Below are 13,876 nucleotides of genomic sequence, written 5' to 3'. Positions count from 1 at the left end.
GCTTTGCTCTTGGGCAAAGTAGGCAAAGCCGCTCCCTCCTGCATCCGGCCCTACGCTTCGCTCCGGGTCCCCTCCAGCGTCTGAACTAACCCACTCGCAAAAGCTTGAAGCTTGACTTCAGCAGGCCGAGTGCAGGTGATTGAAGGACTGATCTCGGTAGGAGCGGGCTTGCCCCGCGAAGCGATTTAGCATGCAAAATCCAATCGCGGGGCAAGCCCGCTCCCACCAGGGTTTAAAAAATTCTGTGGAAGCGGGTTCACCCGCGAAGTAAACACCGCGATGAATGGCACGGGCTTCGCCCGTGTTCGCGTCGGTTCGACGCCTCGATGAACCCGCTCCCACAAACTGTAGACAGCTCCCACAGGTAGAACCCGCGGCTTTGCCTACTTCCCCACAAAACAATGGGTAAACTCACAACGCCAATAGCCCTACAAAAAATCCAGCCCAAAAAAAAAGGCAGGCACAAGGCCTGCCACAAAAGAGCAAACAACGATCAGTGCGAGATACACACCGACTTGATTTCGGTATAAGCCTCAACCACGCTACGGCCAAACTCACGCCCCATACCCGACTGCTTGACCCCACCAAACGGCATGTTCGGGTCAAGCAACACATGAGCGTTAACCCACACCGTACCCGCTTCGATACGCGGTACCAGGTTCATCGCCTTGGTCAGGTCGTTGGTCCATAGGCTGGCCGCCAGGCCGTATTCACTGTCGTTGGCCATGGCAATGGCCTGTTCTTCATCGTCAAACGGAATCACCGAAAGTACCGGACCAAAGACCTCAGCGCGGGCTACTGCCATGCTGTGGTTGACATCAGCCAGCACCGTCGGTTGCACGTAGAAACCGTCGCTCTCGACCGGCTCGCCACCGGTGACCACGCGGGCACCTTCCTGCTTTGCCGTCTCGATGTGCTTGAGTACGCTCTGTTGTTGCTTGCGCGACACCAGCGGGTTAACCGCCGCAGTGGTGTCCATGCCTGCACCCATTGGCATACCAGAAACCGCAGCAGCCAGGCCGGCCACGAAGTCGTCGTAGCGTGAGCGGTGTACATAGAAGCGCGAAGCTGCAGCGCACACCTGGCCGTTGTTGAGCAAGCCACCCAGCAAGGCACCCTGCACTGCTTTGTCGATGTCGGCATCGGCGAGGATGATCATCGGGTTCTTGCCACCCAGCTCGAGGGCGAAGCGGGTCATGTTCTGCACCGCTACACCACCGACAATCTTGCCCACCGCAGTCGAGCCAGTGAACGATACTTTGTCGATTTTCTTGTGCGAGGCCAGTGCCTGGCCGACGTTGCCGCCGCCGGTGACCAGGTTGAACACACCCGCCGGCACACCGGCTTCAAGGGCCAGCTCGACCAAGCGCAGTGCGGTCAGCGGGGTTTCCGGCGATGGCTTGATCACCACCGTGCAGCCTGTGGCCAATGCTGGCATCACTTTCCAGGCGGTGATCATCAGCGGGAAGTTCCACGGCACAATACCAGCCACTACACCCACCGGCTCGCGACGGGCAAATGCGGTGTAACGTGCGCCCTCTGGCAGCGGAATCGAAACGTCGAGGGTCTGCCCTTCGATCTTGGTCGCCCAACCGGACATGTAGCGCATGAACTCAACGGTGGCATTGACGTCGAGCATCCGCGCCATGTTGATCGACTTGCCCTGGCACAGTGTTTCCAGTTGCGCCAGTTCCTCGCCGTGCTCTTCGACCAGCGCCGTGAAGCGCAGCAGGATACGCTCGCGATCCGCCGGACGCAGCCCCGACCAGACCCGCGTCTCATGTGCCTTGCGCGCCGACAACACCGCGCGCTCGACCAGCTCGATACTGGTGTCAGTCACTTGGGCGATGGTTTCACCGGTGGCCGGGTTCAACACCGGCGAGGTGCTGCCTTCAGACGCAACCCACTGACCGTCAATGAAGCACCCATGCCGACGCTGCAGAAACGCCGCAACCTGCGGCAGTACATCAACCTTGCTCATACTCATTCCTCATCATTCATTGGGCCGACCCGACCGATCACTGCTGGGTCAGGAAGCAGGCAACAGCGGCGCTTTCGTCAGCAGAGGGCATGCCCATGTACGGCATGTAGGTACCCGGCACGTAGGCCTGTGGCTGGGTGATGAAGGCCTGAAGGGTCTCGGCTTTCCACGCGACGGCTTTGTCTTTCATCGCCTGCGAGTAGCTGAAACCGGGCAAGGTGCCCGAGGTGCGGCCTGCCACACCATGGAGGTTGACCCCCATCATGCCGGTCACACCTTCCTTGACCGCATGACACACCGAGCAATCCCGGGCGAACAGTTTGCTACCGGTTTCCACCGAAGCGGGCGCACAGGCAGCGGCCTGCGCCTGAGAGACCTGAAACAGCGCGAACACTGCCAAACCAGCCAGGCACTGGCGAATCTTGTTGTTATGCATGGAACTGAAACCTCTGACCTGGGCATCCACTTTGCCCGCTGAATCTCCTGCCACGGGGAAGCCAGCGATCACTCAGGTCGGAGCGCTGGCTTTTGACATGTCGATTTAAACCGGAGTGGTCAATGAAGGTTTTTTTCTGCCTGCCAGTTGTGTTGGCTGCACTGCCAAAACGTAGCGACTTCAGGAGGCCGAGTGCAGGTGACTGGAGGGCTTATCTCGGTGGGAGCGGGCTTGCCCCGCGAAGCGATTTAGCCTGCAAAACCCAATCGCGGGGCAAGCCCGCTCCCACGGGTAGGGCCGGATGCAGGAGCCCGCGGTTTTGGTTCCTTTTGCCAAGATGTATAAACGGACAAAAGGCGGACAGCAAATCAGTGCTGATAACGCTTACGGTACTCGCCCGGCGAAACACCAAAACGCGCTTTGAAAGCAGTAGAGAAATAGCTGGCGTCAGAGAACCCCCAGGCATACCCCAAGGCAGAAAGCTTCTGCTCCGCCCCACCGTGACGCAGGGACTCGGCACAGAAATCCAGGCGACGGTTCTTGATGTACTGCGCAACCACCATCCCCTTCTTCGAGAACATCCGGTACAAACCGCGCACCGACACCCCAACCTCGCGAGCCAACAGCTCCGGGCACAGTTCTTCATTACGGATGTTATCGTCGATAAAGGTCACGGTTTTGCGAAACAGCCGCTCATGCACATCCGGATCCGCCTCGGTGCTGCCAAGGGCCGGACGCAACAGACTGATGATAGCCTCCAGCGTGGCTTCACTTTCCGACAAACTGAGGGTCTCGTGACGCGCAGCTTCCAGCACCAACCGATTGGTCAGCGCTGCGACAGGCGAACGCGCATCGATGCGCTGGGCACAACGAATGCTACTGAAGCGCTGGCTGTGCTCAACCAGGTGCCGAGGCAGGATCAGCGACAGCTGACGTGAGTTGTCGCTGTAGGTGAAATCGCTGGGCAAGGTCGCATCAATCAGCGTGATGTCACCCGGCGACAGCGTGACGCGATTGCCGTCCTGTTCCATTTCAGCCTGGCCCTGCAACTGAAACGCAGCGAAAAAATGCCGGTTCTCGCTCTGTTCCACTTCGCGCCCGGTGCGGTAGAGGCGGGCTTGCGCCACATCGACGAAGCTCAGCTTGATCGCACCGGCCTTGTGCTCTTTTACCGAGCCGGAAAACTCTGGGCCGAGGGTCTGGGCGCAAAACCGGCCGCAGGCCTGATTGATTTTCTGCAGCCATTCATCAAAACGGTCTGCCCTGAGTGCATTTGCAGTCATCATGATGTTTCAGGCCTCACTGATATTTTTATTATTTGCCAGGCGCACACTGTAGCGCGCCTGGATTATTGCATTTTCACGTGATATTTACGCAACCGAATATCTATTTAAGCCCACCAAAGCGCCGATAGAAACTTTCTCCGACCTCCGGTAGCGGGCCGTCGGCGGTTTCCAGTGCGCTACTCAGGTGTTCCTCACCTTTGGCGCTGACCAAACGGTAGATATTGCGGCACAGTTGCCGGGCCGCCCGCCCTTCCCAGTCGCCGGGCAGCAGCTCGTCGGGCAGCTGCGGGTCGCGCAACAGCAGCTTGCGGTATTCGTGAATGAGCAAGGTTCGGGCCAGGAAGCAGTCCATCGGCTGCAAGCTGTCCTGCTCGCGCAACGCTTGCCACAGTGGCCGGAACAACTGGATGAACTCGCTGTACTGCGCAGCCAGCGCTTCGATGTTCCAGCTCTCGCGCACCTGCATGCGCAGGGCCTTGGAGGCCAGAACGTCCTGGGCGGCGGTTTCAAACAGAATGGTGTCTTCCAGCACATCAAGGTCTTGCAGGGTCGCGGTGACATCGACGCGATCACAGCGCGGGCAAGCGAGCATCACCGGCGAAATTGCACCAAAACCTTGCCATTCCAGCTCTTCACGCACCTGTTTACGCTTGTCCTGCGGCAGTTGCGACAGCAGTGCCAAGGTCCAGGAGCCGTCCCAGGCCGGCAGCGCCGAACTGTAAACCCGTTTGAATGCCTTCTCGAAACGCCGCCGACCGGTGCCCGTCAGGCTGTAGTAACTGCGGCGCCCGACTTTCTCGGCGCTCAGCCAACCTTCTTTGGTCAGGCGAAAAATCGAGGTGCGAATCAGCCGTTCGTTAATGCCAATGGGCTCTAGCAGCTGAATCAGGCTACCGAGCCAGACCGTGCCACCGTGCGGTTCGATGGCATCGCCGTACAGGGTGATGATCAACGAACTGGCACGCAGTGGGGTTTGCTGCTGGAAACGGGTTATCAACTGGTTGAGGGGAGCAAGGGACGTCATGACAAGACCGGGCATGGAGTTGCTGCGAAATATACCCCCTGAGCGCCCGGCCTGACCATCGGCGTCGGCCGACTTCATCACACGCCTCACTGTCCCTCCCCCTTGGGTCGGAAGGTGCTGGCACTGATTCTTGGTCGCGACGCTTCGACCTCGGTCAACGGCTCGCAAGCCACCAGGCCCTGGGCGCAGCGCTGGGCAAGCCGCTGGTATTCCTCGGTGCCCGCGCGCTTCCAGGCCACTTCTTCATCGCTGAGGCGGCGCTTGACCGCTGCCGGGGCGCCGAGCACCAACGACTGCTCTTCGCAGGAGAAGCCCGCCTTTACGAAGGTTGTAGCCGCCACGAACGAACGCGCACCAATCTGCGCGTTGTCCATGACCACCGCATTCATCCCGACCAGCACATCGGCACCGATGCGGCAGCCGTGCAGCACTGCGCCGTGACCGATGTGGCCGTTGCGCCCCACCACTGTGTCACTCTCGGGAAAGCCGTGCATCACACAGGTGTCCTGAATATTGGCGCCTTCTTCCAGGATGATGCGCCCAAAGTCGCCGCGCAGGCTGGCCAACGGGCCTACATAGCAACCGGCGCCGATAATCACGTCACCGATCAGTACCGCCGTGGGGTGCACATAAGCACTGGGGTGAACAACCGGGGTCAAGCCGTCGAGGCTGTAGCAGGTCATGGCAAGGCTCTCATTGGGCCGCGTGGCGGCGGCTCTGGACGACCACGAAGCGGCGACTGACGAATGCTGCGTCACAGATCGAGGCGTTCGCTGCCGGGTTGCCACCGGTGGCATGGAAGTCGCTGAAGGCTGCCGATTGGTTAACCAGCACGCCGCCGTCGAGGTTCACCGACAGCGCCACGGCAGCCTCCTGGGCCAGGGTTTCGGCCTGGGCGAGGAACGCCTCGTCGGTGGAATACACACCTAGGGTCATGGCGCCTTGGGCGGTGATCACCTCACGGGCAACCTGCACGCTGTGTGCACTGTCGTCGGTGGCAATGATGAATGCGATCGGGCCGAAACGTTCTTGCGCATAGGCATCGCGCTGTGCGGCATCAACCTTCAGCAGCAGTGGCGTGCGCACCCGTGCGCCAGGGAACTGTGGATGCTCGCGCACTTCACTGTCGAGCAGTACCTCGCCCAGCGCCCGGCAGCTATCGATGCGTACAGCCGTGGCCTCGGACTGGATAGCACCCAGCACCGCGCAGGCACGGTCATTGTCGGCAAGGAAGCCTTTAACGGCGGACGCCAAGGTGTCGGCAACCTGCTCGAAGCTGAGGTGTTCGTCAGCATTGCGGATGCCACCGCGCGGTACATAGATCGCTTGGGTGGTGGTGCACATTTGCCCGGAGTACAAGCTGAGGGAGAACGCCAGATTCTTAACTACCGCCTTGAGGTTGGCCGTACTGTCGATGATCACTGTGTTGATGCCGGCCTTTTCGGTGAACACCTGAGCCTGCAGTGCGTTGCGCTCCAGCCACTCGCCGAACGCATTGGAGCCGGTGAAGTCGACCAGCTTGACCCGCGGATCGAGGGCCAATTGCTGCGCCACCGGGGCTTGCGGGGTGTCAACCACCAGGCTGACCAACGCCGGGTCGAAGCCCAGCTCGGCAAGTACCTCTTGAGCCACTTTGACGCTCATTGCCACCGGCAGGATCGCTCCCGGGTGCGCCTTGACCAGCACCGGGTTACCGGTGACCAGGCTGGCGAACAGCCCTGGGTAGGTGTTCCAGGTCGGGAAGGTCGAGCAGGCGACTACCAACGACAGGCCGCGCGGCACGATATGCCAGCGTTTGTCCAGTTGCAGCGGGTCGAGCTTGCCCTGTGGTTTGACCCACTGCGCCGCCTGCGGCACTTCGGCCATCGCTCGCCAGGCATAAGCGACGGCTTCCAGGCCACGGTCCTGGGCATGCGCGCCGCCGGCCTGGAAAGCCATCATGAAGGCCTGACCGGTGGTATGCATCACCGCATGTGCCAATGTCGGGCTCAGGGTGTTAAGGCGCGAGAGGATTTCCAGGCAGGCACCGACCCGCGCCTGCGGCCCGGCATCGCGCCAGGCCGGCAGCGCTTTGTGCTGACGGTCGAGCAGTTCCTCGGCGTCGTACTGATCGTACGTCACCCCCAGGTCGAAGCCGTAGGGTGAACGCTCGGCACCGACGCTCCCCACCGCCACCGGCCCCTGCAACGCGAACGGCTGATTGAGCAGCGCCTCGAAGGCAGCCTGGGCTCCTTCGACGGCCGCTTGTGGGTACTGCTTGAGCTGTTCGCTGTACGGCGACCAGTAACCCCGCTCGGCAATCGCCTGCAGCGCGCGGTCGAGCGTGCCGCGGTGGTGATCAAACAGTTCCAGTGCGGCACGGGTGGCGGTGGACGACATGACGTGAATCCTCAAAAACAGACGACAACAGATGAAAGATACAGAAAGCGATGCATTAACTGAGCATTTCTGTATCACAACGCTTTTTTACAAATAAGTAAAGCTATCTGTATCGGATTATCAGCCTGGCGCGAGGCAAACCGCCGTAAAACACCTGTCTAAATTGGAAAAAACGCTATCCACCCCACGAAATAAGTGCCCTCACTGCTAGCCGTTCGAAAGCTGACAGCTCGTCTATAAGACACAATATTGTGCTTTTCAGTTGTTGTTTTGTATCGCTTTCTGCGTATACTCGAAAAAATGCAGCCTGACAGCCGCCCTCGACGGTGCCCTGTCAAAACGTTGCAACACCCAATAACTAGCCGGCTAACCAAGCCGCGCGTATAGCCTGAGGAGCGTTCGATGCCTCGCACCCTTGCCGTCCTTGCCCCGGAAGCGGGCGTCCGCCTGATCACCCTGCAGCGCCCGGAAGCGCTTAACGCCCTGAACACCGAGTTGCTCGGTGAACTGGCGCTTGAGCTGGAGCAGGCTGAACGCGACCCCGAGACCCGCGCCGTGGTCATCACGGGCAGCCGCAAAGCCTTTGCTGCAGGCGCCGACATTAAAGAAATGGCCGAGCGCGACTTGGTAGGCATCCTCAATGACCCACGCGTAGCGCACTGGCAGCGCATTGCCGCCTTCCCCAAGCCGTTGATCGCTGCGGTCAACGGTTTCTGCCTGGGCGGCGGCTGCGAACTGGCCATGCACGCCGACATCCTCATCGCCGGTGAAGACGCACGCTTCGGCCAGCCGGAAATCAACCTCGGCATCATGCCCGGTGCCGGCGGCACCCAACGCCTGCTGCGAGCGGTCGGCAAGTCGCTGGCCATGCAGATGGTGCTCACCGGAGAAGCCATCGATGCCCGCTTTGCTCAGCGCGCCGGCCTGGTCAGCGAAGTGACCCAACCGGAATTCACCGTCGACCGTGCCATCGCCATCGCCCGCGTGATTGCGCAGAAAGCGCCATTGGCCGTGCGCCTGGCCAAGGAAGCGCTGCTCAAGGCCCAGGACACTGACCTTGCCAGCGGCCTGCGTTTCGAACGCCACGCCTTCACCGTGCTGGCCGGTACTGCCGACCGCAATGAAGGTATCGCCGCCTTCCAGGCCAAGCGCCGCCCTGAATTCACCGGTCAGTAAGCCTGGCCGCCCCTTCCCTGGTTATCCCTAGAGCGCCCTTTGCCATGAATTTCCAGCACATCCTGTTTGCCATCGAGGACGGCGTCGCCACCCTCAGCCTCAACCGCCCGGAACAACTCAACAGCTTCAACACGCTGATGCACACTGAAGTGCGCGAAGCGCTCAAACAGGTGCGCACCAACGCCGATGTTCGCGTGCTGCTGATCACCGGTGAAGGCCGTGGTTTCTGCGCAGGCCAAGACCTTGGCGACCGTAATGTCGCCCCCGACGCCGCTGCGCCAGATCTGGGCGTGTCTATCGAGCAGTTCTACAACCCACTGATTCGTGCCCTGCGCGACCTGCCACTGCCGGTGATCTGCGCAGTCAACGGTGTTGCGGCAGGTGCCGGGGCCAATATTCCGCTGGCCTGCGACCTGGTGTTGGCGGCGCGCTCGGCGAGCTTTATTCAGGCTTTCTGCAAAATCGGCCTGATCCCGGATTCGGGCGGTACCTGGACCCTGCCACGCCTGGTCGGCACTGCCCGCGCCAAGGCCTTGATGCTGCTCGGCGACCGCCTGAGCGCCGAGCAGGCCGAACAGTGGGGCCTGATCTACCGGGTGGTCGAAGACGCCGAATTGCGCAACGAGGCGTTGAAACTGGCGCGCCAGCTGGCGACCCAACCAACTTACGGCCTGGCGCTGATCAAGCGCAGCCTGAACGCCAGCCTGAGCAACAGCTTCGACGAGCAACTCGACCTTGAGCGCGACCTGCAGCGCCTGGCCGGGCGCAGCGAGGACTACCGCGAAGGCGTGAGCGCCTTCATGGCCAAACGCACCCCGACTTTCAAGGGACGCTAAGCAATGAGTGCATTGAACCTCAGCACCGTCGTTGCCGTCATCGGCGCTGGCGCCATGGGTGCCGGTATTGCCCAGGTAGCCGCGCAGGCCGGCCATCCGGTGAAGCTGCACGACACCCGCCCCGGCGCCGCTGCCCAGGCCATCGACGGCATCGACCGGCAGCTCGGCAAACTGGTGGAAAAAGGCAAGCTTAGCGCCGAGGCGCGTGCCGCCACCGTGGCGCGCCTGCAACCGGCTGACGCCATCGAGGCTCTGGCCGACGCCGGCCTGGTGATCGAGGCAATTGTCGAGAACCTGGACGTCAAGCGCGGCCTGCTGCGCCAGCTCGAAGCGCTGTGCAGCGCAGAGTGCATCTTCGCCAGCAACACTTCGTCGCTGTCGATCACCAGCCTGGCCGCCGGCCTCGCCCACCCTGAGCGGGTCATCGGCATGCACTTCTTCAACCCGGCGCCGCTGATGGCCCTGGTCGAGATCGTTTCCGGCCTGGCCACGCCACGCGCACTGGCCGACAGCCTGTACGCCACGGCGCGTGCCTGGGGCAAGCAACCGGTACACACCGCGTCCACTCCGGGCTTCATCGTTAACCGCGTGGCCCGGCCGTTCTATGCCGAAAGCCTGCGCCTGCTGCAAGAGGGCGCCGCCGACTGCGCAACCCTTGATGCGCTGCTGCGCGACGCCGGTGGTTTTCGCATGGGTGCCTTCGAACTCACCGACCTGATCGGCCATGACGTCAACTATGCGGTGACCTGCTCGGTGTTCGCTGCTTATTACGGCGACTTCCGCTTCCAGCCATCGTTGATCCAGAAAGAGCTGGTCGACGCCGGCCGCCTCGGTCGTAAGAGCGGCCACGGTTTCTATAATTACGCCGAAGGTGCCGAGCGCCCACAGCCGGTCGAGCTGAGCAGCAATGCCTCGGTCGACAGCTGTGTAGTTGAAGGCGATCTGGGTGTCGTCGAAGCGCTGATCCCGCGCTTGCAAGCGGCAGGCGTACAGGTCGTGCGGCGCGACGGCAGCGGCCTGCTGCGCGTTGGCGATGCGGTACTGGCGCTGTCTGACGGACGTCTGGCCAGCCAGCGCGCCCAGGACGACGGTGTGCGCAATCTGGTACTGATCGACCTGGCGCTGGACTACAGCAAAGCCAGCCGCCTGGCCATTACCTGCGCCGCCGATACCAGCGATGGTGCGCGTGATCAGGCCGTGGCCCTGTTGCAACGTGCCGGCCTCAAGGTCAGTCAGCTGGCCGACCTGCCCGGCCTGGCCGTGCTGCGTACGGTCGCCATGCTCGCCAACGAAGGCGCCGACGCGGTGCTGCAAGGCGTCGGCAGTGCAGCCGACATCGACCTGGCGATGCGCGCCGGGGTCAACTACCCGCAGGGGCCGCTGGCCTGGGCCGACACCATTGGCCTGCCGGGCGTGCTGCGCACCTTGGAACATCTGCAAGCCAGCTACGGTGAATCGCGTTATCGCCCTTCCCTGTTGCTGCGTCGCCTGGTCGCTGAAGGGAGGCACTTCCATGACTAACCATCAAGCCCTGTCACTCGCCAGCCGCTGCGCCGAATCCATGTTCGAGCGCGATACCGCCAGCCAGCGCCTGGGTATTCGGTTGCTCTCGGTTGCGCCGGGCCATACCTCAGTCGGCATGAGTGTGCGCGAAGACATGATCCAGGGCCACGGCACCTGCCACGGCGGCTATCTGTTCGCCCTCGCCGATTCAGCGTTCGCGTTCGCCTGCAACAGCTACAACGACGCCTGCGTGGCGATCGGTTGCAGCATCGATTACGTCGCCCCGGCGTACCTGGGCGACACCCTGACGGCGCAGGCCAGCGAATTGAGCCGCAGCGGCCGCACCGGCAACTACGACGTCCGCATCGAAAACCAGCACGGCCAGTTAATCGCCCTGTTCCGTGGCAAGTCCTACAAAGTGCGCGGCACCGTGCTGGCGCAGGAGACCCCAAATGAATGACGCCCTGATCATCGACGCCATCCGTACCCCCATCGGTCGTTACGCTGGCGCCCTCGCCAGCGTGCGTGCCGACGACCTCGGCGCCATCCCGCTCAAAGCCCTGCAACAGCGCCACCCTGAGCTGGACTGGAGCGCCATCGACGACGTGATCTACGGCTGCGCCAACCAGGCCGGCGAAGACAACCGCAACGTCGCGCACATGGCCTCGCTGCTGGCCGGCCTGCCGATCAGCGTGCCGGGCACCACCCTGAACCGCCTGTGCGGCTCGGGCCTGGATGCCATTGGCAGCGCCGCACGCGCCATTCGCTGTGGCGAAGCCGGGCTGATGATCGCTGGCGGTGTTGAATCGATGTCGCGTGCGCCGTTCGTCATGGGCAAGTCCGAACAAGCCTTCGGCCGTAGCGCAGAGATCTTCGACACCACCATCGGCTGGCGTTTCGTCAACCCACTGATGCAGGCCCAATTCGGCATCGACTCGATGCCGGAGACCGCAGAGAATGTCGCCGCGCACTTTAATGTGTCGCGCGCCGACCAGGACGCCTTTGCCCTGCGCAGCCAGCAAAAGGCCGCCGCCGCCCAGGCCAATGGTCGTCTGGCCAAGGAAATCGTGGCGGTCGAAATTCCTCAGCGCAAAGGCCCGTCGAAATGGGTCGAGCACGACGAACACCCACGCGGCGACACCACCCTGGAGCAACTGGCCAAGCTCGGCACGCCGTTCCGCCAGGGCGGTAGCGTCACCGCTGGCAACGCTTCGGGGGTCAACGATGGCGCCTGCGCACTGCTGCTGGCCAGCCCACAAGCCGCTGCCCGCCACGGCCTGAAAGCCCGGGGCCGTGTAGTCGCAATGGCCACCGCCGGCGTCGAACCGCGCCTGATGGGCATCGGCCCGGTACCGGCCACCCGCAAGGTGCTGGAACTGGCCGGCCTGAGCCTGGCCGACATGGACATCATCGAACTCAACGAAGCCTTCGCCGCCCAGGGCCTGGCCGTGCTGCGCGAACTCGGCCTGGCCGACGACGATGCACGGGTCAACCCCAACGGTGGCGCCATTGCCCTCGGTCACCCACTGGGCATGAGCGGCGCGCGGCTAGTCACCACCGCGCTGCACGAACTGGAAGAACGCCAAGGCCGCTATGCACTGTGCACCATGTGCATCGGCGTTGGTCAAGGGATTGCACTGATCATCGAGCGGCTCTGACACTTCAGCCTCCTGGGGTTATTCTGCTCATCAGCACTCAAAGGCCTGCGTGCGGGCCAATGCACAAAAACAATTCGAGTGAAGCCATGAATATGCTTATCAACACGAACCTGCTTGATCCGATGGAAACTGCAAGCATCGATCAATTGCGCCAACACCAGCTCGATCGCCTGCGCTGGAGCCTCAAGCACGCCTATGACAACGTGCCGCTTTACAAGCAGCGTTTCGACAGCCTGGGCCTTCACCCCGACGACCTGAAGTCGCTGGAAGACCTGGCCAAGTTCCCCTTCACCGGCAAGAACGACCTGCGCGACAACTACCCCTACGGCATGTTCGCCGTGCCGATGGAAGACGTGGTACGCCTGCATGCCTCCAGTGGCACTACCGGCAAGCCTACGGTGGTCGGCTACACGCAGAATGACATCAACACCTGGGCCAACGTCGTGGCACGTTCGATCCGCGCTGCCGGCGGCCGCCGTGGCGACAAGGTGCAGATTTCCTACGGTTACGGTCTGTTCACTGGCGGCCTGGGTGCGCACTACGGCGCCGAGCGCCTGGGTTGCACGGTAATTCCGATGTCGGGCGGCCAGACCGAGAAGCAGGTCCAGCTGATCCGTGATTTCCAGCCGGACATCATCATGGTCACCCCGTCATACATGCTCAACATCGCCGACGAGATCGAGCGTCAAGGCCTCGACCCGCACAAGCTGGCGCTGCGCCTGGGCATCTTTGGTGCTGAACCGTGGACGGCCGAGCTGCGCCGGGCAGTTGAAGAGCGTATGGGTATCACCGCCCTGGACATCTACGGCCTGTCGGAAATCATGGGCCCGGGCGTGGCCATGGAGTGCGCTGAAACCAAAGACGGCCCGACCGTCTGGGAAGACCATTTCTACCCGGAAATCATCGACCCGGTGACCGGCGCAGTGCTGCCCGACGGTGAATACGGCGAGCTGGTGTTCACCTCGTTGAGCAAAGAAGCGCTGCCGATGATCCGCTACCGCACCCGCGACCTCACTCGCCTGCTGCCGGGTACTGCGCGGCCGATGCGTCGTATCGACAAGATCACCGGGCGTAGTGACGACATGCTGATCATCCGCGGGGTGAACGTGTTCCCGACGCAGATCGAGGAGCAGGTTCTTAAAATAAAACAGCTTTCCGAAAATTATGAGATACATCTGTATCGTAATGGCAATCTCGACAGCATGGATGTACATGTCGAACTCAAGCATGAGCTACAGGGCCTGGACCCCGATCAGCAGCGTCTGATTGGCAACGAGCTGAGCAAGCAGATCAAGACCTACATCGGTATCAGCGCCCGCGTACTGATCCAGCCTTCGCACAGCCTGAAGCGCTCGGAAGGCAAGGCCTGCCACGTATACGACAAACGCACACCCGTTTGACCACAGCGCCTCTCAGCCCCGCTTCGGCGGGGCTTTTTTTTGCCCGGTAGGAGCGGGCTTGCCCCGCGATGGGATGTGACTGATACACCGCTATCGCGGGGCAAGCCCGCTCCCACCGGGGGCTCTTTCGGGAATGTGATACAAAAATCTTATGCGACACACAATTTTTTGTTTGATATTTATTTTTGTATCATTTA

The 13,876-nt window shown here is 61.9% G+C and carries 12 protein-coding genes; 6 read left to right on the top strand and 6 right to left on the bottom strand.

Translation table 11 applies throughout. The features are described from left to right. Window positions 1–493: 493 nt before the first annotated feature. The 6 genes from E1573_RS18735 to paaN all read right to left on the bottom strand — a co-directional run bounded on the left by E1573_RS18735 (window position 494) and on the right by paaN (window position 7,106). Complete coding sequence (locus E1573_RS18735) at window positions 494–1,981, bottom strand: aldehyde dehydrogenase family protein (RefSeq protein WP_133216073.1); 1,488 nt, start codon at window positions 1,979–1,981, stop codon at window positions 494–496. Window positions 1,982–2,018: 37 nt separating this feature from the next. Then, the gene (locus E1573_RS18730; protein ID WP_133216072.1) at window positions 2,019–2,417 is read right to left on the bottom strand and encodes a cytochrome c family protein; all 399 of its coding nucleotides are present in this window, start codon (window positions 2,415–2,417) and stop codon (window positions 2,019–2,021) included. Window positions 2,418–2,785: 368 nt separating this feature from the next. Further along, window positions 2,786–3,703, bottom strand: coding sequence for a transcriptional regulator FeaR (gene feaR, locus E1573_RS18725; protein WP_133216071.1), 918 nt, complete (start codon window positions 3,701–3,703; stop codon window positions 2,786–2,788). Between the two features lie 100 nt (window positions 3,704–3,803). Next, complete coding sequence (paaX, locus tag E1573_RS18720; RefSeq protein WP_133216070.1) at window positions 3,804–4,727, bottom strand: phenylacetic acid degradation operon negative regulatory protein PaaX; 924 nt, start codon at window positions 4,725–4,727, stop codon at window positions 3,804–3,806. A gap of 86 nt (window positions 4,728–4,813) precedes the next feature. Then, entirely contained in the window at window positions 4,814–5,410 is a 597-nt protein-coding gene (gene paaY / locus E1573_RS18715) for a phenylacetic acid degradation protein PaaY (protein ID WP_133216069.1), read from the bottom strand. A 10-nt stretch (window positions 5,411–5,420) separates the two neighbouring features. After that, the gene (gene paaN / locus E1573_RS18710; RefSeq protein WP_133216068.1) at window positions 5,421–7,106 is read right to left on the bottom strand and encodes a phenylacetic acid degradation protein PaaN; all 1,686 of its coding nucleotides are present in this window, start codon (window positions 7,104–7,106) and stop codon (window positions 5,421–5,423) included. A 402-nt stretch (window positions 7,107–7,508) separates the two neighbouring features. On the opposite strand from paaN, the gene paaF reads away from it, so the two are divergent. The 6 genes from paaF (at window position 7,509) to paaK (ending at window position 13,679) form a co-directional block, all read left to right on the top strand. Then, complete coding sequence (gene paaF, locus E1573_RS18705) at window positions 7,509–8,282, top strand: 2,3-dehydroadipyl-CoA hydratase PaaF (protein WP_133216067.1); 774 nt, start codon at window positions 7,509–7,511, stop codon at window positions 8,280–8,282. A 44-nt stretch (window positions 8,283–8,326) separates the two neighbouring features. Beyond that, window positions 8,327–9,118 (top strand): 2-(1,2-epoxy-1,2-dihydrophenyl)acetyl-CoA isomerase PaaG, encoded by a 792-nt coding sequence (gene paaG, locus E1573_RS18700; RefSeq protein WP_133216066.1) that lies wholly within the window; start codon window positions 8,327–8,329, stop codon window positions 9,116–9,118. A gap of 3 nt (window positions 9,119–9,121) precedes the next feature. Next, a complete protein-coding gene (gene paaH, locus E1573_RS18695) occupies window positions 9,122–10,639 on the top strand; it encodes a 3-hydroxyacyl-CoA dehydrogenase PaaH (RefSeq protein ID WP_133216065.1) in 1,518 nt (505 codons plus the stop codon). Beyond that, window positions 10,632–11,081: a hydroxyphenylacetyl-CoA thioesterase PaaI gene (paaI, locus tag E1573_RS18690; RefSeq protein WP_133216064.1), complete on the top strand. Its 450-nt coding sequence runs from the start codon at window positions 10,632–10,634 to the stop codon at window positions 11,079–11,081. Before paaH ends, paaI begins: the two co-directional genes overlap by 8 nt. After that, the gene (gene pcaF / locus E1573_RS18685; RefSeq protein WP_133216063.1) at window positions 11,074–12,279 is read left to right on the top strand and encodes a 3-oxoadipyl-CoA thiolase; all 1,206 of its coding nucleotides are present in this window, start codon (window positions 11,074–11,076) and stop codon (window positions 12,277–12,279) included. Before paaI ends, pcaF begins: the two co-directional genes overlap by 8 nt. 86 nt (window positions 12,280–12,365) lie before the next feature. Next, window positions 12,366–13,679, top strand: coding sequence for a phenylacetate--CoA ligase PaaK (gene paaK, locus E1573_RS18680; RefSeq protein WP_133216062.1), 1,314 nt, complete (start codon window positions 12,366–12,368; stop codon window positions 13,677–13,679). Window positions 13,680–13,876 lie beyond the last annotated feature (197 nt).

Source organism: Pseudomonas sp. H9, assembly GCF_004353925.1.
In the GTDB taxonomy this organism is placed as follows: Bacteria; Pseudomonadota; Gammaproteobacteria; order Pseudomonadales; family Pseudomonadaceae; genus Aquipseudomonas.
Note: the sequence above shows the minus strand (reverse complement) of the source record. Positions and strands in the feature narration are given on the sequence as shown.